The organism is Metabacillus sp. YM-086 (assembly GCF_048059995.1).
GTDB lineage: Bacteria > Bacillota > Bacilli > Bacillales > Bacillaceae > Metabacillus > Metabacillus litoralis_B.
Genome location: NZ_JBLUOI010000014.1, coordinates 1 through 24,144, shown reverse-complemented (window position 1 = coordinate 24,144; position 24,144 = coordinate 1). Strand labels below are relative to the sequence as shown.

The window sequence follows — 24,144 nt, the reverse complement described above, 5'->3', positions numbered from 1 at the left end:
ATAAGAAGGAAAACATAAGAAAAGCTTAAGATAAATCTTAAGAAAAACTTAAGTTTTAAGTCTATAGCCCATTCCCCAAATTGTTTCGATATATTCTTCATTCGGATTTGCTTTAGAAAGTTTACTTCTTATATTACTCATATGAACATTAACTGTATTTTCATCTCCATAAAACTCCTCATTCCAAACACTTTCAAACAAGTTGGCTTTCGTGAACACTTTCTTTGGGGAGGATACTAATAAAAACAAAATTTCATATTCAAGTGCTGTTAATTTTAACTCTATCTTATTCACATAGACTTTTTTTGCATCTGTATCCATAACAAGATCTTTATAGTGAATTTCTTTCGTTATTGGCAAATCTGATAATCTACGATACCTTCGTAAGCAAGAGTCAATTCTGGCAGAAACCTCTTCAATATCAAAGGGTTTTGTTATATAGTCGTCCGCACCTGCTCTTAGTGCATCAATTTTTGTTTGTGTTTCTAACTTTGCCGAAATAATAATGGCTGGTACATGACTCTCTTTTGTCACTATCTTAAGAATTTCTTCACCAGACATACCAGGGAGCATTAAATCAATCAAGATCATATCAAATTTTTGACTTTCGAAATAAATCATTGCCTCTGTTCCTGAGTAAGCCGGTTTAGGAGTATAACCGCTTTTGCTTATAATATTACAAAGTAATCGATTAATATCTTCATCATCTTCAATCACTAAAATATTTACTGAACCATTCATCTCGTTCATCCTCACCATTTTGTTAAAATGGCTAACCACTCAAATTAGAAAGTGGTCAACCCTGTTCTTGTCATTATGAAAATAACATAAAAAAATATCAAACGCTCTTAAATTTTATTATTTTTTCATAATTGGAATGAGACATAGGGACAGGTTCATTGTCCCATTCGGCACATATAGGAAACCTCCTAATATACCCAGAAGTAGAAACGTTAGGTTTACTCATTAAAAATTCTGTAAAAGATACTAGTAAAAATAAGAAAGGAAAAAGGTATGTTAAGCAATCATAACCTTAAGAATAAAGTAGCTGTTATTACTGGCGCTGGTTCCGGATTGGGGCGTGCGGCTGCGTTCCGTTTAGTAAGTGAAGGTGCAAATGTATGTTTATTAGATGTGAATGTAGAACATGTAAATAAGGTAAAGAAACAAATTGAGGAAGCTGGTGGCAATGCCCTAGCGAAAAAATGTGATATTAACTCATCAAAAGATATAAAAGAAGGAATGATGGCGGCGCACGATCATTGGGGTCATATGGATATTTTATTTGCCAATGCAGGTATAGCTGGAGAACTCGCTCCAATTGAGACGATGAATGAGGATGACTGGGACCGCACGATCAACACAAATTTAAAAGGTACTTTTCTTACCGTGAAACATGCGATTCCTTATATGAAAGAAAATGGTGGTAGCATCATTATTACAAGCTCTGTAAGTGGAAGTCGTGTTTTCTCTCAAGCTGGGTTTACCGCTTATAGTACGTCAAAAGCAGGACAACTTGCTTTTATGAAAATGGCTGCATTAGAGCTTGCATCTTATAAAATTCGAGTAAACGCGATTTGTCCAGGTGCGATTGAAACAAACATCCAAAAATCGATTCACCACTCCCCTGATGTAAAAGAAGTGGAAATTCCTATTATTTATCCTGAAGGAGATCAACCACTTGAACATGGTCCAGGGAATTCGGAACAAGTTGCTAACTTAGTAACATTTTTGGCCTCCGACCTATCATCACATATTACAGGAACGGAGATTTTTATTGATGGAGCTGAATCTTTATTAAAATAACACGGGGACAGGTTCACTGTCCCACTACCCTTTTTTTCTAGTGATTCTATTTAACTGGGACAGAAAACCTGTCCCTTTGTCCCACTTATGCTTGTGAAGTTAAAGGGTGCTTTAGTTCTTTGGGGAGATTCATTTCTTTTTCGCAACGAATAAATAAGACTTCACTTCCGTTAAATGTCTTCTTTTCTGTATGTAAACCATCAACAGTGAAATGGTAGTAAATTTTCTTTATAGATTCCACCGAGATATATTTTACGATCTTTAATAGGTCAACTTCCTTTTGGCTAATCACATCATAAATATGGGAGTTCATTTTCTTCTTCGGTTATTTTGAAAATAACAATTACCTGTTCTTCTTCTAAATAATAAATATCATTTAGGAAAGCATTTTGGCAGTAGAATAATAGCAGCTCCTCTGTGTTCATGACTGCAAAATCATTTGAAATAGGTAATCGATTTTTAGCAAATTGATAGATAAATTGTAGGTCATTTATATTCTTACCATCTAACTTTTTAAAATCAGTACTTTCTATTTCAGTATGATGTGAATTAACGATGTTAGAAATAAATTGTGTTTCCTCTATTCTTTTAAACCCAAATTTCGGATAAAAGTCCAATACTGAATGATTTGCAAATAAATACATGATATCATATAAGTCTTCATATTTTTCCAATACCTTGTTCATTAATCTTTTCGAAAGTCCTTTATTGCGATAATCAGGATGAGTCATAACCGTCCCTATCTGAATGCCCCGCTTAGTTTCTCCATTTATTAGCATGTTCATTAGATTAACTGAAACATTAGCAACCACCTTATTTCCATCAGTATATGAAAATGGAATATACTTTTCCGTCCAAAACCCATTTTCATACCAGCTTTCAAAAGTAATACCGAAAATGCTGTTTGCTAATTCATTGAAGCTGTGTCTCAAGTCATCTTTTTCCTTGTAATCACAAACAAATTCTAAAGCTCCCATTTACAATTTCCCCCATCATTCTCTATTTTCTTCCCCTTTTTGCTCCATAACATTGTAAAGTTTTTTTACAAGATTCCTAAATTGCTTTACTTCCTCTAGGGAAAATTCCGAATAATATTTCTCAATAAGATAGCTGTCTACTCTATTATAGTTTTCAAATAAAAGACCCGCTTCGCTATCAAGAGATACAAAGACCTCTCTTCTATTGTTGATATTTACTTCCCTCTTTAAATAGTTTTCTTTTTCTAGTCTTCCAATAAGTTGACTAACTGAACTTAAAGATAATCCCGTTTGTTGGCTGATTTCATTAACTGTTATGTTTTCAGCATCTCGAACTATTTGTAGAATTAAAAGCTGTTTTTGTGTAATTTCATGATTAAATAATGAGTTAAATTCCATGACCATTTTTGAATTCACCTTAGAGAGAAATTCAAATGCTTCTCTCACATACATTTCACGTTCCATTGCAATGAGATACCTCCACAACACTTTATGTATATAAACTATTTATATACGCGAAATATTTCTTTGTCAATATGTATGTATCATGAGGACTTCCACCTACTTACGTCAATAAAACATAAGAGCTCTGCCTACTTTCAGACAAAGCTCTTTTACAAGCATCATTATCAATAATATGGCACAAAAGGATATGGTGGGTATGGATAAAATAACGGTCGTGGTGCTAACAAGGCTCCCGCTGCTAAACCAGTCAAAAACGGAAATCCAAAACCGAATCCAAACGGTCTTCCAAAACCGAAACCAGGTCTTCCGTACCCATATCCAAACGGGCGACCGAAACCAAATCCGGGTCTACCAAAACCAAATCTTTCATCTGATAGATATAACTGATCATTATCATAATAGTAATTTGTCATCATATTCATAATCCTCCCTTTCATTTACGTCCTTATACGCAGGTAAACGATTGAATTTGCCGTAAGCTTATACCGAAAAATACCCATCTAAATCCGGTCCAGCGGTACCCGGAAATCGATTGTTGACCGATAAAGATTGGATAAAACCAAAATTGTTGATTACCGCTTAGCCACACATAAGTAAATCTAAACAAACATCTTCTAATACTACCTGGGTCCACCGCAAATGCTTGTGCTTGCTGTGTTTGTTGAGGTACAAAAGATGGCGGTGGTGATGATGGTGGTCCTGCTTGTGTTCCTTGACCTGGTTGTGATGTTGGTGCTCCTGGTGTTCCTAAACCTGGGGATGACATTGGCGCTCCTCCTGGTGTTCCTAAACCTGGGGATGACATTGGCGGTGCTCCTGGTGTTCCTAAACCTGGGGGTGACATTGGCGGTGCTCCTGGTGTCCCCTGACCCGGGGATGTGAAAGGAGGCGGTGAACTAGGAAAACCTGGCATAAATTGTCTTGGATCATAAGTATTATAAGAAAAATCACTTGCTTGATAGACCCCATTACACGAACAATCATCCTGTTCATAGATCCCCTGCCAATATAGCTGCTCATGAGTTGGATACAAAAAAATCACTCCTAGATTTTTGTCAATTTCATCCTATTCATTGGACATTCGTCTATAAACTTGTACTTGGAAAATTGTGTGAATACCTAGAAAGAATACTTTCATGACACATAGGCACCAATTCATATTTAAAATGCATCCAATGTAATTGACTGGATATTAAGTTTCTACTACCAATTTAAAATACTATAGGTCTAAAAATGATTAAATTTACCCTCGCCTTCAATAAATTTTTTACCGAGCGGGCAACCTTTTTTTAAAAAAAAACTGGGAACCAAAACCTAATCGTAATCTAATTTACAATAAATAACATTTTCCTCTAGGTGCAGTCATAATATATAGCAATTACCATATCGGAGGATGATCTATGTCCCTTTTGCCTATCGTTGTTTCTTCCATTTGTACAAGCATTGGAGCTCTTCCAGTTTTGTTTATTAAAAACATCTCACATAAAGGAAAAGATGTGACATTAGCTTTTACGGCTGGGATCATGGTTGCGGCTTCATCATATGGGTTAATTCCATCTGCTATAAAGCTCTCAGATATTACGACTTTAGTTATTGGTATCTTAATAGGTACCTTTGTTCTTACTTTAATAGAAAGTGTAATTCCTCACACGGATTTAGACCACTCTAAACATCCCGTAGGACAAGCTCATGTGTTATTATTTATGATCGCTATGTCGATTCATAATTTCCCAGAAGGATTATCTGTTGGAATATCTAATGTAAGTAGTAATGTTGAGGTAGGATCTTTAGTTGCCTTTGCAATAGGTTTACAAAACATTCCAGAAGGTTTTTTAGTAGCTTTATTCTTGGTTACACAAGGTATAAATCGCATGAAAGCTATTTTGTTTTCTGCTGTGACCGGATTAATAGAATTATTTGCGGGAATGTTCGGTTATTTATTTGGTGAATTCTTTCAACCTGTTGTACCATATGGATTAGCGTTTGCGGCAGGTTCTATGTTATTTGTAGTTTACAAGGAATTAATTCCAGAAAGTCATGGAGATGGTAATGAAAGAGCGTCAACTATTACCTTTATTTTTGGATTTATTACAATGATTTGTTTGACGGAATTTTTCAGGTAGGTTCAAATAAGTATTACTATACAAATTAAATTCAAGCAAAAGGATAGAGCATCCTAAGTACAAGGAATGCTCTTATTTGAATTTATGTTAAAGAGTCACCTACTTTTGAGGGAGACTATCTGAATACATCAATATTAATGACGAGGTGCAAGTAACATCACGGAAACTCCTATTAAACATATCCCCGCACCAACCCAATCATAGACATCAGGTGTTTTTTTATCAATTCCCCATCCCCATAGGACAGACAGAATCACAAACACACCTCCATACGCTGCATACACTCTTCCAAATGATGGGAAGGATTGAAAAGTTGCAATAACACCGTATAAAGCCAAAGCTATCCCTCCACCTACTCCCCAGTAGAAAGGCTTTCCTTCTCTTAACCACAACCAGATTAAATACCCTCCACCAATTTCAGCAATTCCTGCTAGAATAAACAGCAATAGTGCACTAATCATTTTTAACACTCCTTACTTAATTCTTTAACGGTATAAACCATGAAATTTAATTGAATAAGTAAAAAGCACATCCCACAAGAAATGTGCTTTTTTGTAAGTTTACCATTTTTATTTAACCTTTAAGAGACGTAAAGCATTTAAAATAACGATAATTGCGGCTCCAGTATCACTTAATACAGCTAACCAAAGTGTTAGATAACCTGGAAAAATTAAGACTAAAGCAACGACTTTTATTATAATCGAAAACCAAATATTTTGTTTGATAATGGCCAATGCTTTTCTACTTAAGTGAATTGTGTGTGGAAGCTTTTCAAGATTATCTGCCATTAACACTATATCTGCTGTTTCCATCGCAGTATCTGTGCCTGCTCCGCCCATAGCAATTCCTAAATCTGCAGTTGCAAGTGCTGGTGCATCATTAATGCCATCTCCTACCATGGCTACCTTATGACCTTCTTTTTGTAACTGCTTAATTGCATTTACTTTATCTTCAGGTAATAGCTCAGCAAAATAACGGCTAACACTAGCTTCTTTAGAAATCATTTTCGCTGTCCCTTCATGATCACCGGTAAGCATGACAACTTCTTTAACTCCTACTTGCTTTAATCCATTTAATGCATTCACAGTGGTAGTTCGAATTGTATCAGCAACCGAAATAACTCCTAGAATTTCGTGCTGTGTACCAATGATTACTACTGTTTTTCCTTTGCTTTGAATATCCCTCACTTCAGAAAAAACTGTATTTAATGGAATATTTAGTTCCTCAAAAAGCCTAGCATTACCCGCGTAGAATATCTCATTGTTAATAGTTGCTTGAACACCTTTGCCGACGATGCTTTTAAACGCTTCTGCTTCTTTAGGCTGAATTCCTTTGTTAGTTGTGTATTCAACAATTGTTTTTGCAATCGGATGTGTTGAATAGTTTTCTAATGTTAACGCAATAGATAATAATTCTTCTTCTGAGGTAGTAAACGATTTAATGTTTGAAACTTTTGGCTTTCCTTCAGTCAATGTTCCTGTTTTATCAAAGGCGATCGCTGTAATACTACCTGCTCTTTCTAAAAATGTTCCGCCCTTAATAAGAATCCCGTTTTTAGCCGCATTACCAATGGCTGAAACAATCGCAACAGGCGTTGAAATGACCAGTGCACAAGGACAAGCTACAACTAATATCTCAAGGCCTTTGTAAAACCATTCGCCGTAGGTTCCAAAACCAAATAAAGGAGGAAGCACCATAATAACTAATGCTAATAGAAAGACAATTGGTGTATAAATATTTGCAAATTTATCCACAAACGCTTGTGTAGGAGCTTTTTGTTCTTGTGCTTCCTCTACCAAATGAATAATTTTCGCGATTGTTGTGTCTTCTTCTAACTTGGTTACACTTACTTCAAGTGATCCATTTTCATTTATTGTACCTGCATAAACGGTGTCTCCTGTTTCTTTATCAACTGGAATTGATTCGCCCGTAATAGGCGCCTGATTGATACTGGACTCACCTTTGATAATTTTTCCATCCAACGGAATTTTCTCACCAGGTTTTATAACAAGAATATCTCCAACCGATATTTCTTCTACTGGCTTTTTCTTTAACTCTGATCCTACTTTAATCCAAGCTTCAGAAGGTGCCAAATCCATCAAGTTACGAATCGAATTTCTTGTTTTCTCAATCGACATATTTTGTAGAGTGGTTCCTAAAGCAAACAACCAAACAACAGTTGCTCCTTCTAGCCACTCACCAATAAGTGCCGCTCCAATTGCTGCAGCAGACATTAATACGTTCATGTCTAAAGAACGACTTTTAATCGAATAAAACGCGCTTTTAACAGGTTTATAGCCACTTATAAACATCGCTGCAGCATATAAGATTGTGGCCATTAGACCTGAAATACCCGTGAAAGATCCAATAAAACCGAGTAAGATTAATATCCCAGAAAGGGTAATGTACCCATATCCTTCTTTCTTTTGAGGTGTTTGATTAGATTGACGATCATTAGAATTAAGGGATGCCTTAAAGCCAATTTTAGAAACCTCAGAAATAATATCATCTACACTGTTTTCGTGCTCAACCTTCATTTTTCCCGTCGAAAAGTTAACACTCACATCTTTCACACTAGCAATTGTGTTAAGATGTTTTTCAATACTTTTAGCACAGCTTCCACAGTCCATGCCCTCGACGTTATATATTCGAAGATTTTTGTTCTGCTTTAACGGTTCGACTGTGAATCCTAGCTTTCTCACTTCACTTTCAATTTTGTCAAAAGCAGAGTGATTCATTCCAACGACTGTCAGCTTTGCTGTATTGTAATTGACCTTTGCCTCTTGAATGTCTTTTAAGCCTCTTAAACCTTTTTCAATCGTTAAACCACATGATGGGCAATCCATACCGTAAATACGGTATTCAGCTTTTTCCCCTTTTATAATAGTGTTTTGATTTGTACTGCCTTCCTTATTACTGCTGCAACAACTAGTGGTGTTTTCTACGACTTTTGTGTTACTACTACAGCAGCTTGTTGTTTCCTCCACCTTGGAATCTCCACTGCAACAACTTGTAGATTCTCTATCTTCTACTCTATCTTTCTCTTTGGAACTACAACATTTGTCTGACATTTCTCTCACGCCCTAAACGATATGGTTTTCACAACAAGCAACGTCATTTTGTACGGTTTCTAGAACGTTATCGAACATTTTTAATAAATCTCTTACTTGCTGGTTGCTTATACTATAAAAAATATACTTTCCTTCTTGTCTTCCAACAATTAACCCACAGCCTTTTAAACACGCCAAATGCTGAGAAATATTTGATTGATTACCTTCTAAATCCGTTACGATTTGTGATACCGTTTTTTCCTCATCTTTAATGCACTCAAGAATTTGAATTCTGATTTTATGGGCAAAACCCTGTAAAAACTTCACTTTTGTATCAAGATTCATTTCTTTCGACAATTTTGACACCCCCATCATATTAAAAATTTCTAATATGTTTGATTAACAATATATTAGCAATTTCTAATATGTGTGTCAAAACGAAAAAAACACATCTATTTATAGAGATGTGTTTTGATAAGCTATAATAGAAATCTTTAAATCACCATTACAAAAGATTTCAAAGGTATTGGCAACAGAGGAAGCTGGAAGAGAATTAAATGATGCTCGTCATTTCATTTCAATAAAAACGGGACAGTTCACCTGTCCCTAAGTCCCACTTACCCATTTAATCGTATTGGCAAGAACTTGAATAAAGTCTTCGTGTACCAATCCTTCTTCGTTATGAGCTGGTGTCAGACAGCATACCCGCCCTTCACCAAAATCATGTGACCAGCCTCCTATTGAGTGTCCATCTACTGATTTCGACTTTAAAAAGACATTTGTATGTTCTTCATCTACTTTCACAAAATAATGTTCATCTAAAATTTCAAATGTAACAGAACCAAATAACTCTTTTCCTTCTAAACTCGTATATTTTACTTGAGCATGTTCAACAGGATGGTATTCAAAATGGCCTCTTAGCATTTTTGTGTAGCTGCTTTCGATTGAATATGAGGCAAGTCCTGAGTGCCACGCTAACCAACCGCCTCCTTGGTTGACATATTGAACAATGGCTTCAGCTAATTCCTCAGTCATCCAAGTTTCTACGTTTTCGTCGGTTGGATTAAGGCGATCTTCTTTAAATAAAATCACAGCGTCAGGTTTTTTTGATAGTTCTTCTAGGATCTCATCCGTATGAATGACCTTACATTCTATTGTTTCTAATAACGTTAACGCCTTGTTTAAAGAAGCTTTACTCCTATCCTTTGGATGATAATAATCTCCTAAAAGGGCAACAATTCTTTTCATCCTAATTCCTCCCATCATCATTTTTTGACCCCCAAACAGTGTTTGAGGGTCAATCTTTTATTGTGGCATTGCCTCTCCTTTAATGTTAATAAAAGAAGAGTTATGAATGATTTTCGTTTTTCTTTCAATAATATCCATAATACCATGAGCCGATTCTTCCGGTGTACCCGGAGCTTTTTCTCCACCCATATCTGTTTTGATCCACCCAGGATGGACCGCATAAACAGAAACTCCATCATTTTTCAGGTATTTTCTAAGCTGCTCGGAAAACATGTTTAATGCGCCTTTCGAAAGTGCATATGGATAATCTCCACCATAGGCATTTTGAAAACTTCCCGCCTCAGATGAGATGTTAATGATCGTTGAATCTGGTCCTTTGTGGAGAAGTGGCAGGAAATGCTTAATTACTCGCATCGGTCCATAAAGATTAATATTAAAGGTCTGTTCCACCTTATTCAAATCAATTTCTTCAATCGTTTTTGAACGCTCATCTAAAATTCCTGCATTGTTAACGATCACATCAAGCGAGATGTGATCTGCTCTCAGCTTTTCCGCTGCTGCTTGACAGGTTGATTCATAGGCTACATCAAGTTGTACCAGCTGAACTTTATTTGGAAAAAGAGAGCTTAGATGATTTAGGGCATCACTATGTTTCTGCGGAATTCTTACACCTGCAAAAACAGTGTGTCCCCTCTTTACCGCTTCTGTCGTAAGTGCCAAACCTAGCCCACGGTTAGCACCTGTAATGAATAAATTCATAAAAGCCTCCTTAATTTGTTCCTGATTTTCGTCCTAGTTCTTGCAGACCTAACATAACACCAAGCTGTGGAACCGAGTCGAAGAAGCAATAACGCCCAACTCCATATTCTCCTTTATGTACTAAAGGAACACCCTTTTCTTCTACAAAATTAATATGCTCTTCAAATCCATTAACCGTAAACGTAATAAACTGAACACCTTGCCCATGTTTTTGCTTAAACTCTGTATAAGGACTTGCTTCGTCCAGTGGCTCTAAAAGCTCGACTGTAACAGGGCCCATTTGAAGGTTTGCTAATTTCACTCGGGCTGGAACATGTTCCCCCCGGAAAACCGTGTACGTTTCACCTGTTGGGTCAGGAGTGTACTCTTCAGGTGGTAGCATAATCTCTGGCATTTCAACACCGAATAGTTTAGAAAAGTTTTTTGCAGCAGCATGAATGTCGTCCACGACTAAACCAATTTTTATCAAATTGTTGTTTTCTATTTTATTCAAAACTGCATCCCCCTATTTGTCATTTTCAAGTAGCTCAAACATAATCTTTAAATCTTTGAACGTGTCCATATAGGCATAGCGTCCACCAGTGTATTCCCCTTTTTGTACTAAAGGCATATTTTGCCCTTCCATTACGGCTACTTTTTCTTTCATTCCATCGATCACAAACGCAATATGATGTGGTCCTTCTCCATGTTCATTCAGGTGATTTCTCCATGTGCTCGGATGTTCATCCGGTTCAATTAATTCTAACTGAAGAGATCCCATATCAAAAAATGCAAGCTTTGAACGTGCTTCAGAAAACGCTCCTTCAAATTCTGTTTGAGCCTTATCCAATGAATCCGTCCAATTCCATTGCGGCTTTTCAACTCGAAAGAAATCAGCATAAGCTTGTGAAACGGTTTCAATATCATGAACTAAAATACCAATTTGAGCGATTACATTTGTACCTAACACACCATTTTGAGATTGAGTTTTATTTGACATCTTTTTTCTCTCCTTTTGAAAGTCATTTATATGAACAATGGAATATACCATTGTCATTCACATTAATCTTCAAATCCCCATCTTTTTGATAGTTTGAAAAACGTCATTGTCATCAGCAAGGCGATAATTAACAAAATCCAGGCCTGTGCTGAAGCATAGCCCATATTGAAATACTGAAATGCGTTTCGGTACAGATAGAGAGAATAAAATAGCGTTGAGTTATCAGGTCCTCCATCTGTGATAATGAACGCTTCTGCAAATGATTGAAAAACGGCGATCATCCCTGTTATCGAATTAAACAAAATCGCTGGTCGTAAACCCGGTAACGTAATATGAAACACTTTTTGAAAAACATTTGCCCCATCTATTGAAGCTGCTTCATACAACGATTTCGGAATATCGCCAAGTGCAGCCAAGTAAATCAAAATCATGTTTCCAGACATCCAAATCGCCATAATAATAAACCCTGGCTTTGCCCATGTTGGACTTGAAAACCATCCGGGCCCATCGATCCCGACAAGACCAAGAATCGAGTTAACCACACCAGAATCTGGTTGTAGCACCCAAATCCACAGAATAGCCAGAACAACAAATGGAACAAGCGTTGGAATGAAGAAGACAACTCTAAAAAATGAAATTCCTTTAATATCCTTTGTGTTTAATAGAATCGCAATAAAGATTGTCACGACAGTTGTAAGTGTTAATCCCACAAAAATCATATACATGGTGTTTCCTAGAACGGTTATAAACAAATCATCTTCAAATAGAAGCTGCTTATAATTGTTGAACCCTACAAATGATGGGTCAGAGATTAAGTTATACTCTGTCATCGAATAGTAGAGAGAACTAAACATGGGATAAGCTGTAAAACAGAGAAAACCGATAATCCATGGAGAAATGAATAGCAAACCATTTCTCATATTTCGTTTTTGTGAGTTCATAAAATAACACCTCCTGTTTTTTGATAGAGTTTACTAATTAAAATTACCCACGGTCACGGGACTGCGCCTGCCTCCGGACGTTTCCCTTTTAAACAGGAACCTTCCTCTACCCTTTTGACCCTGTAAATGTAATTCCCTCAATAAAATAACGTTGTAGGAAGAAAAAGATAATAATAATTGGTAGAGTCATAGCCACACCGATGGCCATAAGTAAGCCCCATCGTGGATCATTTTGTGACATAATTTGCTGAACACCTAATGATAATGTGTAGTGGCTATTGTCACTTAAGAAAATTAACGGTCCAAGGAAATCTCGCCACGCTTCAATAAATTGAAAGATCACGACTGTTGCTAGAATCGGCTTTGATAGTGGTAAAATGACTTTCCAGAAGACGATAAACTCATTTGCGCCATCCATTTTAGCAGCTTCAGATAATTCTTTTGGTATGCCTTTGAAAAACTGTCGTAATAGAAAAATAAAGAATGCGTTTCCAAAAAAGTGTGGAACAATTAATGGATAGTAAGTGCCAATCCAACCAATTTCTTTGAATAAGAGGAATAAAGGAATCATGATAACTTGAAAAGGAAGCATCAATGTTGCTAAAACGACGATGAAAATGCCATCACGATATTTCCAATCAATTCTTGAAAAACCATAGGCAATGAGAGAATTAGAAAGAACTGCACCTATACATGTAAAAAAGACAATGATGAGTGTATTCTTTAGATATAAAAAGAATGGGAATGCGGTGAAAGCCTCAGTATAATTTGACCAATTTAGAACCTCAGGAATCCAAATGGGGGGATCGGCAAAAAGTTCCGTACTGCTTTTCAATGAGCCTGATATGAGCCAAACAAATGGTACAATAAACGCTAACGAAAATAGAATCAAAATCAAGTATACTGCTAACTTATTAAGCTTTTTATTCATTTTCCTTAGTGTGGTTGCTTGCTGTTGATTAGGGTGAACGTCACGTTGATGATTTGTTTCAGCCGCTGGAAGTGTCATAATTCAATGTCTCCCTCCTTACCGTTTTTAAAAAAGCACCGGATTTTAGTTAGTTAGCAAAATCCGGTTGCTCTACTTTACTTTTTCTCTAAAGTTTCTTGTAATTTATCCTGAGCCTTTTGAAGAAGCTGTGCAGGATCATCATGATTATAGATCACACCATCTCGTATACTAGTTAGTTCATCACCCATTTCACTTGCTACTGATGTGAGAGCAGGATGCCCTGAATCTGGGGATGCAGCAACCTTTAGAACGGTATCATATACTGGATCATTTTCCCATTCAATCGCATCTGATTTTTCTTTCCATATGGAAATGGATCGCCAAATATTAATGTTATCCGCTAAGACTTTGTCTTGGTTTCCATATAAAGCAAAGTTAATAGCGGCTTGTGGATTTTTTGCTCCTTTTGGCACAAAAAAGACGTTTGTTCCAAACACACTAGCATCTTTTCTTCCATCTGGCGGGCTAGGAATTGGTGCTACTTTATATTTGGTATCTGGAGAATAAATTTTCAACGCATTTGCAAACCAGTTTCCATTCACAGTCATGGCTACTTTTCCTTTCATGAATGGATGGTCTGGAGAAAATGCCCCACCAAATCCTGAAGTGAATGATTTAATTTTCTCTGGATCATATTTCTTCGCATAAGTGTCCATCCATGTAAATGCCTCAACCATAGGTTGCTCATTCAATGTGACCTTTTTCGCGTCTGTGTCATACATAGTCGCACCAAACGCCCATGGCCATGTGTACGGATCTTCACCTGCATCAATCCAAGGAATAAACCCTAACGTCTCGAAACTTCCATCATCTTTTACTTTCGTCAAAGCTTCAGCAGCCTTATCAAGCTCTTCAATTGTCTTTGGTGGGTTATCTGGATCTAGTCCTGCTGCCTCAAACATGTCAACATTATAGTAGAGTAAGTTTACATTGGAGTCTTGTGGAAGAATATATGTTTTTCCATCAGATGATTTCATTAAATCTTTGAATCCATCTAAAACACTATTTTCATCAAAACCTGCTTCCTTTAAATAATCATCCAGTGGTTCTAAAGCACCTTGAGCTGCTAGACTATAAGCAAGTTGATAGTCATTTCCATCTCCTAATACTAAGTCCGGTGGATTTCCTCCAGATATCGCCGATAACAGCTTTCCATTTGTTATACCGTCTGGAACATATACAGCATTCACCTTTGCTCCTTCTTCTGCTTCATATGCTGCTATTCGATCTTTATCCCATTTTTCAGAATCTCCTCCCCACGGATACCAGTATGTAAATTCTTTGGAGTTTTCGTTAGATGTTGATGAAGAGGAAGAATCTGAACTCGAACAACCTGAAAGGACTAAAATAAAGACAAGGAACGAAATAAAACTCATTGAGACGATTTTCTTCATGACTAAACCCCCTATTTTATGAAAAAATTTCCCCCAGACATTACAAAAGTGACATTGTTTACAAGAAAATTATGTTTCCCCAGTAAACACCCCCTTTAAAGTTTTTGTAAACACGCGTTTATTTTTGGGTGTAGAGATTACTGTATACAAAGATAGAGTCCTTGCTAATTAAAAAGTAAACGCATACATTTATTAGCAAGGATGCAGATTAAAGAGTAATGCATGACTCTCTTTCAATCAACTCAGAACCCATTACCACTTTAATCCCCTCTTTATTATCTTGTTCAATTGTGGTGATTACATCTTGAGTAAGTCTTTGCATCATTCCAGTAAAATCTGCTTTAAACGTTGTTAATGGAGGATGATATAACTGACTTAACACGTGATCATCAATACCAATAATGGATACATCTGATGGTACTTGGATCTTTTTTTCGTTAAGAGCTCGAATGGCCCCGAATGCAATGCTATCATTTGCTGCAAAAAACGCAGACGGCAATTCAGGATTTGTGTTTAAGAAATTTTTCATTGTTGTATAGCCACTTGTACTGCTGAAGTCAGATTGTAAAATCCATTCTTTTCTAATCGGTAAACCATGTTGCTTCATCGCTTTAAGATAGCCTTCATATCGGGCTAATCCGGCGTGCCTTTTAATATCACCATTGATAATGCCAATCTTCTGATGATTCAAACTAACTAAGTAGTCGACTGCTTTCATAGCACCACTTTCATTATCAAAGCTATAAACAATACGATTTGGTTCATTACGGCCTGGTAAATCTTGATCAACAATTCCGATAATAAACCCTTCTGCAATCAGTTCTTCAATGAAAGGTTCATGATTATCAGCACCCATAAAAATACCCGCATCAATTCGATTTTGATAAAAAACGGTTTTGATTCGTTCGATATTTTTGGGAGATTTGCAGTCTTGTATTATATTGGTTAATACATAATAATCATGAGACGATGCTTCTTCTATCACACTAGTAATTAGAGTATTGCTTGTTGGATCACTCGAAACACTGCCTTTATCAATAATAAATAATCCAATATTCCTCATGTTTTTGCCTGCAAGAACTTGCGCAGACATATCTGGGAAGTAATTATATTCTTTAATGACTTTCATTACTTTTTCCTTTGTTTCTGGTGGAACACTTTTGTAATTGTTTATGACTCTACTTACAGTACTTCTGGAAACACCTGCAAGTTGAGCAATTTGTGTGCTGTTTATTTTATTGTTTCTTTTCAATGTCTTTCCCTTCTCTCGTGAACACGCGTTTATTAATTGTTTTTATTCTACCTCCATAAATCATAGGTGTCAACAAACAGTTTTAATTTTCTGAAACTTAATTTGAACGCGCTTTCACTACTTAATTTTACAATAATAAACTTTTACTCTATATAAAAAATAAACCTAAATAAAAATCTCGGAGTAACAACGTTCTTACAGCCTTTCACTATTTTCCCCCATAATTTTATATATTTTATGAAAATAGTAACCTCTCAAACTTATTAAAACCAATTTAAGATATATAAAAAGTAATTAAAAGCAAATAAGTATTCAATTGAATGTAGCATAGGGATTATTAGGCTTTGAAATTCGATTAAAAACGGGACAGTTCACCTGTCCCTATGTCCCTTTTATAAACTTTTCTAGTGTTTGGAGTTCTTCTGTTTGTGCAATTTGTTCGTTTGCCTTTATGTTATCGAGAGAGATTGCGATTAGGTGTTGTCTTGGATGTTTTGCTTCTGTTAATTCCTCTTGTATGAATTCGAGAAGCTCGGTGTATTTATTATGGTTTTCTTCCACTTGGATTATTTTCTTCAAGTCTGAAATAGTTTGGATTAGTAATTCTTGTGAATATTTACTGTTATTTTTATCTCCTATTAGCCTTTCAACTAGTTCAGGCTTAAATAGTTGCTCTTTCTTTTCATATACTTCATCTACTATTGATTTCATTCTCTTAACACTGTACCTTACAACAAAATCATAATCACGGTTTGATTCATAGGCTAATGAATAATACCTCATGTTTTGTTGAAGTATCCCCAAAAACATAATTGCACAATCCCATAGATAAGGTTGTTTTTCTTTCCCATATAACTCGATAAACCTCTTGTACGTCCATCTTATCGTTAGCCATTGTCCCTTTTTAATTGCTTGGTTTAATTCCTCATCCTTAATGAACGTAACTTCCTCAAGGAGTTTGAAGAGATTATTTTTTCGGTTTATTTCCATATGAAGCTTTACTTGATCGATAAAGATTTCAAGATCTGCTGGGTCTTTTCCAATTAATAAGGAGCTTCTCTCTTCTTCAATTTTTTTATAAATAGATGAAAAAATCGCAATTAACAATTCGTTTTTGGAAGAAAAATAATTATAGAATGTTCCTTTAGAAATATTGCTGAAATCTAAAATATCTTGTATGGATGTTGCTTGAAATCCTTTTTCAATAAATAATTGATGCGCTTTTTTAATCACCCGTATTTTTCGTTCATTCATTTTATCACCTTTTAGAAAACAAAAATAATTACATCTTTTTTATCCTATCTTAATTATTGCGTTTACACAAACTCATAAAAACATTTTTGTAGACAAAAATAGATTAGATGTAATAAGATATAGTCTATGTGAACAAACGGTTCAACTATTTATACTGATTGTATAGGAGAGGAAAGTATGGAACAAACAGTAAATAAACAACAAGAACAACGACCACCATATGGCCTATTAGCTGTATTAATGGTTGCTGCATTCATAGCGTTTTTAAATAATACACTATTGAATATTGCCCTGCCATCGATTATGAACGATTTAAAGGTTGAGGCTTCAACTGTTCAATGGCTAACAACTGGTTATATGCTAGTAAATGGAATTTTAATTCCAACAACAGCTTTTTTAATTCAAAAATATTCCGTGCGAAAGCTCTTTATTGCAGCGCTAGGCTTATTTTTAACTGGAACAATTTTAGCTGGGGTTGCTCATGAATTTTCAATCTTATTAATAGGGAGAATGACGCAAGCATCAGGCTCGGCCATTTTAATGCCACTATTAATGAATGTCATGTTAGTAAGCTTCCCTGTTGAAAAACGAGGAGCAGCAATGGGAGTATTCGGACTGATCTTAATGGGAGCTCCAGCAATTGGACCAACATTATCAGGCTGGCTTGTAGAACATTATAATTGGAGAATGTTATTCCACTTTGTTACTCCAATTGCAGTAATCGTGTTTTTATTAGGTATATTTTTAATTAAAGACAAAAAGCAAACAGTAAATATTACGTTGGATTATTTTTCTGTGGTCCTCTCAAGCGTAGGGTTCGGGGGATTACTTTACGGATTTAGCTCTGCAGGAAACAAAGGCTGGGACAGTCCATATGTTTATGGAACAATCGCAGCTGGAGTGATTGGCTTAGCATGGTTTATCTTAAGACAAATTAGACAAGAAAAGCCGATGTTGAACTTTAAAATATTCAAATACCCAATGTATGCACTGTCTGTATCCATTTCAATGGTTGTAACAATGGCCATGTTTTCTGGGATGCTTTTATTGCCAATTTATACACAAAACTTACGTGGTATCACACCATTTGATGCTGGATTAATGTTATTGCCAGGTGCCATTATGATGGCAGTGATGTCACCTATTAACGGAAGACTTTTTGATAAATATGGCGGTCGTGTTTTAGCCATTATCGGCTTAACTATTACTGTCATAACAAGCTACTTCTTTAGTCAGTTAACACTAGAAACAACATACACAAATTTAGTCATTCTTTACACAGTTCGTATGTTCGGTATGTCTATGGTTATGATGCCAGTATCAACTAATGGTTTAAATCAATTACCTGCAAAGTATTACCCACATGGAACTGCGATGAACAATACACTTCAACAAGTCTCAGGTGCAATTGGGACAGCACTCCTTGTTACAGCCATGTCAAATCGTGCTGAAACAAGAGGTCAAGAGCTAGCTGAAGAAGCAACCAAAAATGCTAGTAGCATGACGACACAGCCAACAGCTGAGCAAATTGCCCAAATGAAACAACAAATTATGATGCAATCAACATTAGACGGTATTAACTTTGCTTTCTATATTTCCGTATTTATTGCTGCACTTGCCCTTTTCTTAGCATTCTTCATTAAGAGAGCGAAGCAAGCAGATGATATTATTGAAAGCAAAGAAGCGATGAAGGCTATGCCGAAGTTGGCAGATAACAATTGATTAGAAGAGAGGATTGTTCCTCTCTTTTTTTGAACAAAAAAGAGGATAGATGCTCTTAGGTGGAACATCATATCCTCTGATACTGTTTATAGTTTATCTAATACAATGATATTAACTGAATTTGCTGCTAACGTAACAACGGTAGAGTGGTTATCAATTTTAATGGTTGATTCAAATGGCACAACCTTCTCAGCGTTCTTTTTGTTAACATTTGGTGTGTGAACAAGAGATTCATCTCCTGTCACTGTTACCATTTTTCCATCAGCCGCTACATGGATGTCCTTCAATGAAATCTTCGTTGTTTTTTCAAATGGATCGGCATTTACTAATTTAACATAAACATGTTGGTCATCTTTTGTAACCGAATTGAAAATATCACTGTTATAAGCCTCTAACTTATAATCTAGCACCTTACTTGTAAACGTGCCATCTGTGTATGAGCAGATAAGTCGGTCCCCTGTTTCACCTCCATATTGAACGGTAATAGTGTATGGAGTATGATCTGTCAGCTCTTCATAGCAGCTTGATCGCAAATTACCAGCTGCTGTACTTGATGAATAGTCACCTAGCATATACCCTTGAACGCCTTCTTTATAAACTTTCACACCAGTAGCATTTCCGTTATAACCTATAGCATATTCTAGAACATTCTTTTTCTCAGGAGAAATATCTGTAAGACCTACCCCTACATAAAAACCGTCGGAACCACCAGCTTTTGTTGCATTCACTTCAACTCTATAGTTGGTCCAACTTTCGTTTATGATATATAACCCGTTTAATCCACCATTTTGAGCCTGTAAAACCAACCCTTTTTCTCGGTCAATTTTGTAACCAACTGAACCAGGAATGATTTCCCATGCGGCATTCAAGTCTTTTGTGAAGTCATGATCGAGAAGTATTTTTTCACTCTTATTATCTATCACTCTTACACTCTTCACATGGACTTCAGCATTACCTGCCGCAATTTCAATACCTCCACGTGGAGTGAGCTCTGTTAGACGTCCATTTTGGTAAGACGAAAACAAAGTACCAAGCAATTTATCACCAAGATATTTGGCAAACAGATGCTGAACATAATAGTTCGGCGTGTACCAAACACTTTCATCGTCAAACCAAATCAAATCTGGTGTCCAGCGATATGTTCCGTCTGTTAACACTTTGTTAAATAACGGTGCATAGGCAGCTAATCTTACCACATCTGAATTCTTTTCAAACCCAGTCATTATCGCTGCTTCAGCAATCGCTCCTGCTAATGTATTTTTATCTGTTGAAGCAAATTCGCCAACAAATACCTTCGAGGTCTCTCTTTCATCAAGATTTCCGTCCGGCTGATAAGCTCTGTAATAATAATTGTATCGATCTGCATTGTTTAACAGGTACTCATTAGAACGGTAATAATGTTCGTCAGCTATTGTGTCCATATAGTTCGGTTGTTTTTCATACCAAGTAACTTTTTCTTCTGTTACCGTCTTACCGTCTGTGAAATTCACGGTTGCAGATCCGGATAAATTTCCACTTAGAAACTTCCAACCGTCTTGATAAGCATCATCATCTGCTTGTGCCCCGACTGTTGAGAGAATATGCAATTCATAGCCAGGATAATGCTTGTCCATATATTCATCAATAGCCGCTTTAAAGTATTCAAAGTTCGCAAAAAACTCCGTACCCCAGTTCTCATTTCCAACACCTAAATAATGAAGATCAAACGGTGCTGCATGACCCATACTTTTACGTAAAGCTGCCCATTCGTTCTGTTCAAAATCAGTATTGATTGCAAAATCAATTAAATCTGTAAAACTTTTAACAAACGTATCTCTAAGCTCTCCACCAGCAGGATGGACATAATCTGAACGTGCCTGACAAAGTACACCACAAGCCATAACAGGTAATGGAGTTGCATTAAGGTCTTCAGCTAATTGGAAATATTCCATATATCCTAACCCCATCGTCATCATATAACCCCATACATTAAAGTTCTCTTTCCGTAACTCAATATCGCCTACAGAATCTTTCCATTCATATACATTATCCCAAATATAGGAGCCTTCAGATATACAGCCACCAGGAAAACGTAGAAATGTAGGATGTAAGTCTACTAGAGCATTCACTAAATCTTTTCTTAATCGATAATTTGGATTTCCCTTATAATTTGTATGAGCTGTAGTTGATCGTTCTTCCTCACCAGCTCCCCACACATCTCTAGGCATTAAGGAAACCATATCGATGGAAATCTCACCATAAAAAGTTAAAGCAAGCTGACCTAGTACTGTTTTGCTACCAGTTAATGAAATTTTGGATTCAACACCGTATTTCTTCCAATTGTTACCGCTTTCTATTTGGACTGTTATACTATCACTAATCTCATCACCATCCTGATTTTGTAGCTGCAGTGTAATGGATCCTCCATGTTCAGATTTAGCCCAGATCGTAAAATCGTATAAATTCTCTTTTCTAATAAACATAGCACAATGATTGTTAGAATCAGTAAATCCTCTGTTAGTTATCGTGCTACCATTCGGTACGGTTATATAATGAGAGTTCACATCTTGGTCGGTAATCCCAAAGAATTCGTTTAAACCTCCCGTATTGTTAACGATTACGTTTTCAATATCACCAAACCAAGCATGCAATGGTTCATGGTTTCTACCTGAAGAGCAGCCACACTCACCAGAAGCATGTGAATAGGTATCAAATACAAATGACTCGAATGAGCGATTTTGAATAAGCTCGGCATAAATACCACCATCAGCTGCATTGTTGATATCTTCATAAAACAATCCATATAATGTTTTGCTAATATCTATCACATCTTGGCTTCCGTCAATGGTTAGATGGTGTGAAGGAACCCCTTTAGGAAGTACTGATACAGAAAAAGCTTTTTCAGTCGTGTCATCTCCTTTGTTTAAAATGGCTGTTAATGTCACACCTTTTGGAATGGTAACGTCCCCTACTACACCTTCATTTGATAAGACAGCTTGATTACTTGAGTTCCAAGATACAGAAACTTTCCCACCCATAAGTGATGATGGTAAAGAAACGTCCTTTGTAACAACTGTGATAGGAAAAGATAAATATTTGTCTTTTGCAAGTTGAACGATTTCACCATCAGTAAGAGATTCACACATAACTTCAATGACTTCATCTTGCGTTAAACCGGCTTTATAAACGCGAAAATCTGTTAAAGAACCATTAAAATCTGGGTCCACTTCATGCTGTGAACGTCCAATAAAATTATTGCCGTAGCCTGTTGGATCTGAGAACGTTTCGAACCAGTTCCGTAATTTTTTATATGTACCACTCGAAGTTTGACTGATCGTTCCATCCGCAGCTACTTCACCGTTTACGTATATAACAGGTCCAGCGCTACTCAATGTTCCGCCTTCTGTTCCTTTTACCGACATTGCCACATGTATCCATTCTCCAGAAGCGTAAGTTCTCCCGGCATCAGCCACGAGATCTCCGTCTGAAAAACAAACACCGCGTAAATTTCGTGATAAGAAAAGGTATGGTCCAGATGCATTTTTACCAAAATCGAAAAGCCTCTCCCATACATTTGTTCCTTTTTTTAAGTAAACCCAGGTAGAAACTGTAATTCCTGTAGCATCATTTATATCCCTTAGAAAACCTGCCGGAAGTTTCATATAAGAAGAGCCATTTTCTCCTCCTGCAAGCGTTATTGCTAATCTCCCACCTACGGATTCTATTATTGGTTTTGATGTTCCTTCTAGTACTGCATCATTCCCAAGACCTGAGAGATCTTTTCCGATATTTTCTGCATCATTAAAACGATAATGAGCAATGAGTCTATTTTTAATTTTTGTCATGGATACTCTCCTTTGCTGAAGTTAAATCTAATGTATGAATTTTTAATATAATAATAGAGAAAACTAACATAACATGTACTTACAAGATTCTTCTGAACAAAACGAATCTTGTACTTACAACTTTTATTATAATAGGTATTTAAGTAAATCCCAATATATTTTTAGAATTTTTTTAAAAAAAGACCAGTATCTCTACTGATCTTTCCCTCTTCCATATACCCAATAGATTATATCCTAAGTGATCCACGAAATCCTCTAACAGCATAGTAAGAGTCCGCTCCATTATGATACACAAAGACGTGACCGAAGCGAAAATCACAAAAAAGTGCCCCACCGAGTTCTCTAATATCAGTAGGCGTTTGCACCCAACTTGAAGTTTTTATATCAAAATTTCCAAGCTTCTGCAACTCTCGATATTGCTCTTCAGTTAAAAGTTCAATCCCCATATAAGTCGCCATATTAATTGCACTATTTTCAGGTTTATGTTTCTTTCTTGACTCTAGTGCTTCTTGGTCATAACAAACACTTCTACGACCTTTAGGGCTTTCTGCTGAACAATCCATAAAAATATATTCATATTTCTCTTCATCAAAACCAACAACATCAGGTTCACCTTCAGTTTTTTCCATTTCATTGAGTGACCACAGTTTTTCAGGATTTTCAGCCAATCTTGCTTGTATTTCACCCCATTCAAAGCCTTTATGGCGGTTCATATTTTTCTCAAAACGCACTTTTAATACTTTGAGTAACTCTTCACCTTGCTCTAATGACAACTCTTTTTTCGTCATGGAACTCCACCTTATTTTATTATTTTAAATTGATTGATAAAATTTCTCTGTTGCTCAAATCGATATTCTTTCAAAATAATCAAGTAACTTCAGTTTACATTAAACTATTTTATTTAGTAAATCGATTACTCAAAATCAAAAAAGAACTAACCCTATACGGATTAGTTCTTCGGTAAGTTTTTTAAAATTATGTAATATTTAATAGAAAGAAGTGACTTAAACTATCCGCTCGACTTCTGCCTATACTATTGATAGATGTAACTCTTTAGCCTCTTGAATAATTCCTTATGCAATAAGAATGGCTCCGCAGGTAGGACTCGAACCTACGACCGATCGGTTAACAGCCGATAGCTCTACCACTGAGCTACTGCGGAACAAGTAAAAACGAACTTATGGTGGGCCTAAATGGACTCGAACCATCGACCTCACGCTTATCAGGCGTGCGCTCTAACCAGCTGAGCTATAGGCCCTAGTTTTGGAGCGGGTGAAGGGAATCGAACCCTCATCATCAGCTTGGAAGGCTGAGGTTTTACCACTAAACTACACCCGC

Annotated in this window: 23 protein-coding genes and 3 tRNA genes; 3 read left to right on the top strand and 23 right to left on the bottom strand. The window is 36.3% G+C overall.

Features of this window, described 5'->3' with window-relative positions:
- Positions 1-48 precede the first annotated feature (48 nt).
- Positions 49-741, bottom strand: a complete 693-nt coding sequence (locus ACEWK1_RS08530) for a response regulator transcription factor (protein WP_212138636.1) — start codon at positions 739-741, stop codon at positions 49-51.
- 273 nt (positions 742-1,014) lie between these two features.
- On the opposite strand from ACEWK1_RS08530, the gene ACEWK1_RS08525 reads away from it, so the two are divergent.
- Positions 1,015-1,806: an SDR family oxidoreductase gene (locus ACEWK1_RS08525; protein WP_212138637.1), complete on the top strand. Its 792-nt coding sequence runs from the start codon at positions 1,015-1,017 to the stop codon at positions 1,804-1,806.
- Positions 1,807-1,891: 85 nt separating this feature from the next.
- Here the strand turns inward: ACEWK1_RS08525 and ACEWK1_RS08520 are convergent, their stop codons facing one another.
- From ACEWK1_RS08520 to ACEWK1_RS08500, 5 genes are all read right to left on the bottom strand, one after another.
- Positions 1,892-2,119, bottom strand: a complete 228-nt coding sequence (locus ACEWK1_RS08520; protein ID WP_416635966.1) for a hypothetical protein — start codon at positions 2,117-2,119, stop codon at positions 1,892-1,894.
- Complete coding sequence (locus ACEWK1_RS08515) at positions 2,100-2,783, bottom strand: GNAT family N-acetyltransferase (RefSeq protein ID WP_212138638.1); 684 nt, start codon at positions 2,781-2,783, stop codon at positions 2,100-2,102. Before ACEWK1_RS08515 ends, ACEWK1_RS08520 begins: the two co-directional genes overlap by 20 nt.
- A gap of 15 nt (positions 2,784-2,798) precedes the next feature.
- Entirely contained in the window at positions 2,799-3,248 is a 450-nt protein-coding gene (locus tag ACEWK1_RS08510) for a MarR family winged helix-turn-helix transcriptional regulator (protein WP_121662225.1), read from the bottom strand.
- A gap of 164 nt (positions 3,249-3,412) precedes the next feature.
- Complete coding sequence (locus ACEWK1_RS08505) at positions 3,413-3,670, bottom strand: spore coat protein (RefSeq protein WP_232273922.1); 258 nt, start codon at positions 3,668-3,670, stop codon at positions 3,413-3,415.
- 23 nt (positions 3,671-3,693) lie between these two features.
- The gene (locus tag ACEWK1_RS08500; protein WP_416635964.1) at positions 3,694-4,290 is read right to left on the bottom strand and encodes a hypothetical protein; all 597 of its coding nucleotides are present in this window, start codon (positions 4,288-4,290) and stop codon (positions 3,694-3,696) included.
- 358 nt (positions 4,291-4,648) lie between these two features.
- Here ACEWK1_RS08500 and ACEWK1_RS08495 point away from each other — a divergent pair, with 358 nt between their 5' ends.
- Entirely contained in the window at positions 4,649-5,371 is a 723-nt protein-coding gene (locus tag ACEWK1_RS08495; RefSeq protein WP_416635963.1) for a ZIP family metal transporter, read from the top strand.
- A 134-nt stretch (positions 5,372-5,505) separates the two neighbouring features.
- On the opposite strand, the gene ACEWK1_RS08490 is transcribed toward ACEWK1_RS08495, so the two are convergent.
- The 12 genes from ACEWK1_RS08490 to ACEWK1_RS08435 all read right to left on the bottom strand — a co-directional run bounded on the left by ACEWK1_RS08490 (position 5,506) and on the right by ACEWK1_RS08435 (position 17,260).
- A complete protein-coding gene (locus tag ACEWK1_RS08490) occupies positions 5,506-5,832 on the bottom strand; it encodes a YnfA family protein (protein WP_416635962.1) in 327 nt (108 codons plus the stop codon).
- Positions 5,833-5,940: 108 nt separating this feature from the next.
- On the bottom strand, positions 5,941-8,442 hold the full coding sequence (locus ACEWK1_RS08485; protein ID WP_416635961.1) for a heavy metal translocating P-type ATPase: 2,502 nt from the start codon (positions 8,440-8,442) through the stop codon (positions 5,941-5,943).
- Between the two features lie 12 nt (positions 8,443-8,454).
- Positions 8,455-8,766 (bottom strand): ArsR/SmtB family transcription factor, encoded by a 312-nt coding sequence (locus ACEWK1_RS08480; RefSeq protein WP_232273920.1) that lies wholly within the window; start codon positions 8,764-8,766, stop codon positions 8,455-8,457.
- A 261-nt stretch (positions 8,767-9,027) separates the two neighbouring features.
- A complete protein-coding gene (locus ACEWK1_RS08475; RefSeq protein WP_212138642.1) occupies positions 9,028-9,669 on the bottom strand; it encodes a ThuA domain-containing protein in 642 nt (213 codons plus the stop codon).
- Positions 9,670-9,726: 57 nt separating this feature from the next.
- Entirely contained in the window at positions 9,727-10,428 is a 702-nt protein-coding gene (locus ACEWK1_RS08470) for an SDR family oxidoreductase (protein ID WP_212138643.1), read from the bottom strand.
- Between the two features lie 10 nt (positions 10,429-10,438).
- Entirely contained in the window at positions 10,439-10,921 is a 483-nt protein-coding gene (locus ACEWK1_RS08465) for a VOC family protein (protein WP_212138644.1), read from the bottom strand.
- 12 nt (positions 10,922-10,933) lie between these two features.
- On the bottom strand, positions 10,934-11,407 hold the full coding sequence (locus tag ACEWK1_RS08460; RefSeq protein ID WP_212138645.1) for a VOC family protein: 474 nt from the start codon (positions 11,405-11,407) through the stop codon (positions 10,934-10,936).
- Positions 11,408-11,469: 62 nt separating this feature from the next.
- Positions 11,470-12,348, bottom strand: coding sequence for a carbohydrate ABC transporter permease (locus tag ACEWK1_RS08455; protein WP_212138646.1), 879 nt, complete (start codon positions 12,346-12,348; stop codon positions 11,470-11,472).
- A gap of 106 nt (positions 12,349-12,454) precedes the next feature.
- Positions 12,455-13,357, bottom strand: coding sequence for a carbohydrate ABC transporter permease (locus tag ACEWK1_RS08450; RefSeq protein ID WP_231307583.1), 903 nt, complete (start codon positions 13,355-13,357; stop codon positions 12,455-12,457).
- A 77-nt stretch (positions 13,358-13,434) separates the two neighbouring features.
- The gene (locus ACEWK1_RS08445) at positions 13,435-14,754 is read right to left on the bottom strand and encodes an ABC transporter substrate-binding protein (RefSeq protein ID WP_212138647.1); all 1,320 of its coding nucleotides are present in this window, start codon (positions 14,752-14,754) and stop codon (positions 13,435-13,437) included.
- Positions 14,755-14,962: 208 nt separating this feature from the next.
- Positions 14,963-16,006, bottom strand: coding sequence for a LacI family DNA-binding transcriptional regulator (locus tag ACEWK1_RS08440; protein WP_212138648.1), 1,044 nt, complete (start codon positions 16,004-16,006; stop codon positions 14,963-14,965).
- Positions 16,007-16,387: 381 nt separating this feature from the next.
- Positions 16,388-17,260: a TetR/AcrR family transcriptional regulator gene (locus ACEWK1_RS08435; protein ID WP_416635960.1), complete on the bottom strand. Its 873-nt coding sequence runs from the start codon at positions 17,258-17,260 to the stop codon at positions 16,388-16,390.
- 177 nt (positions 17,261-17,437) lie between these two features.
- Here ACEWK1_RS08435 and ACEWK1_RS08430 point away from each other — a divergent pair, with 177 nt between their 5' ends.
- Complete coding sequence (locus ACEWK1_RS08430) at positions 17,438-18,982, top strand: DHA2 family efflux MFS transporter permease subunit (protein WP_121662231.1); 1,545 nt, start codon at positions 17,438-17,440, stop codon at positions 18,980-18,982.
- 86 nt (positions 18,983-19,068) lie between these two features.
- Here ACEWK1_RS08430 and ACEWK1_RS08425 read toward each other — a convergent pair whose 3' ends face one another.
- From ACEWK1_RS08425 to ACEWK1_RS08405, 5 genes are all read right to left on the bottom strand, one after another.
- The gene (locus tag ACEWK1_RS08425; RefSeq protein ID WP_416635959.1) at positions 19,069-22,806 is read right to left on the bottom strand and encodes an alpha-L-arabinofuranosidase C-terminal domain-containing protein; all 3,738 of its coding nucleotides are present in this window, start codon (positions 22,804-22,806) and stop codon (positions 19,069-19,071) included.
- Between the two features lie 227 nt (positions 22,807-23,033).
- The gene (locus ACEWK1_RS08420) at positions 23,034-23,594 is read right to left on the bottom strand and encodes a DUF4256 domain-containing protein (protein WP_251406453.1); all 561 of its coding nucleotides are present in this window, start codon (positions 23,592-23,594) and stop codon (positions 23,034-23,036) included.
- 299 nt (positions 23,595-23,893) lie between these two features.
- A tRNA-Asn gene (locus ACEWK1_RS08415) sits at positions 23,894-23,968 on the bottom strand.
- 19 nt (positions 23,969-23,987) lie between these two features.
- Positions 23,988-24,064 (bottom strand) — tRNA-Ile (locus ACEWK1_RS08410).
- A gap of 6 nt (positions 24,065-24,070) precedes the next feature.
- A tRNA-Gly gene (locus ACEWK1_RS08405) sits at positions 24,071-24,144 on the bottom strand.

What these genes read in the sequence shown, in the direction of transcription:
- ACEWK1_RS08530 (WP_212138636.1), bottom strand. Translation starts at nt 741, where the DNA reads ATGAATGGTTCAGTAAATATTTTAGTGATTGAAGATGATGAAGATATT.
- ACEWK1_RS08525 (WP_212138637.1), top strand. Translation starts at nt 1,015, where the DNA reads ATGTTAAGCAATCATAACCTTAAGAATAAAGTAGCTGTTATTACTGGC.
- ACEWK1_RS08520 (WP_416635966.1), bottom strand. Translation starts at nt 2,119, where the DNA reads ATGAACTCCCATATTTATGATGTGATTAGCCAAAAGGAAGTTGACCTA.
- ACEWK1_RS08515 (WP_212138638.1), bottom strand. Translation starts at nt 2,783, where the DNA reads ATGGGAGCTTTAGAATTTGTTTGTGATTACAAGGAAAAAGATGACTTG.
- ACEWK1_RS08510 (WP_121662225.1), bottom strand. Translation starts at nt 3,248, where the DNA reads ATGGAACGTGAAATGTATGTGAGAGAAGCATTTGAATTTCTCTCTAAG.
- ACEWK1_RS08505 (WP_232273922.1), bottom strand. Translation starts at nt 3,670, where the DNA reads ATGAATATGATGACAAATTACTATTATGATAATGATCAGTTATATCTA.
- ACEWK1_RS08495 (WP_416635963.1), top strand. Translation starts at nt 4,649, where the DNA reads ATGTCCCTTTTGCCTATCGTTGTTTCTTCCATTTGTACAAGCATTGGA.
- ACEWK1_RS08490 (WP_416635962.1), bottom strand. Translation starts at nt 5,832, where the DNA reads ATGATTAGTGCACTATTGCTGTTTATTCTAGCAGGAATTGCTGAAATT.
- ACEWK1_RS08485 (WP_416635961.1), bottom strand. Translation starts at nt 8,442, where the DNA reads ATGTCAGACAAATGTTGTAGTTCCAAAGAGAAAGATAGAGTAGAAGAT.
- ACEWK1_RS08480 (WP_232273920.1), bottom strand. Translation starts at nt 8,766, where the DNA reads ATGAATCTTGATACAAAAGTGAAGTTTTTACAGGGTTTTGCCCATAAA.
- ACEWK1_RS08475 (WP_212138642.1), bottom strand. Translation starts at nt 9,669, where the DNA reads ATGAAAAGAATTGTTGCCCTTTTAGGAGATTATTATCATCCAAAGGAT.
- ACEWK1_RS08470 (WP_212138643.1), bottom strand. Translation starts at nt 10,428, where the DNA reads ATGAATTTATTCATTACAGGTGCTAACCGTGGGCTAGGTTTGGCACTT.
- ACEWK1_RS08460 (WP_212138645.1), bottom strand. Translation starts at nt 11,407, where the DNA reads ATGTCAAATAAAACTCAATCTCAAAATGGTGTGTTAGGTACAAATGTA.
- ACEWK1_RS08455 (WP_212138646.1), bottom strand. Translation starts at nt 12,348, where the DNA reads ATGAACTCACAAAAACGAAATATGAGAAATGGTTTGCTATTCATTTCT.
- ACEWK1_RS08450 (WP_231307583.1), bottom strand. Translation starts at nt 13,357, where the DNA reads ATGACACTTCCAGCGGCTGAAACAAATCATCAACGTGACGTTCACCCT.
- ACEWK1_RS08445 (WP_212138647.1), bottom strand. Translation starts at nt 14,754, where the DNA reads ATGAAGAAAATCGTCTCAATGAGTTTTATTTCGTTCCTTGTCTTTATT.
- ACEWK1_RS08435 (WP_416635960.1), bottom strand. Translation starts at nt 17,260, where the DNA reads ATGAATGAACGAAAAATACGGGTGATTAAAAAAGCGCATCAATTATTT.
- ACEWK1_RS08430 (WP_121662231.1), top strand. Translation starts at nt 17,438, where the DNA reads ATGGAACAAACAGTAAATAAACAACAAGAACAACGACCACCATATGGC.
- ACEWK1_RS08425 (WP_416635959.1), bottom strand. Translation starts at nt 22,806, where the DNA reads ATGACAAAAATTAAAAATAGACTCATTGCTCATTATCGTTTTAATGAT.
- ACEWK1_RS08420 (WP_251406453.1), bottom strand. Translation starts at nt 23,594, where the DNA reads ATGACGAAAAAAGAGTTGTCATTAGAGCAAGGTGAAGAGTTACTCAAA.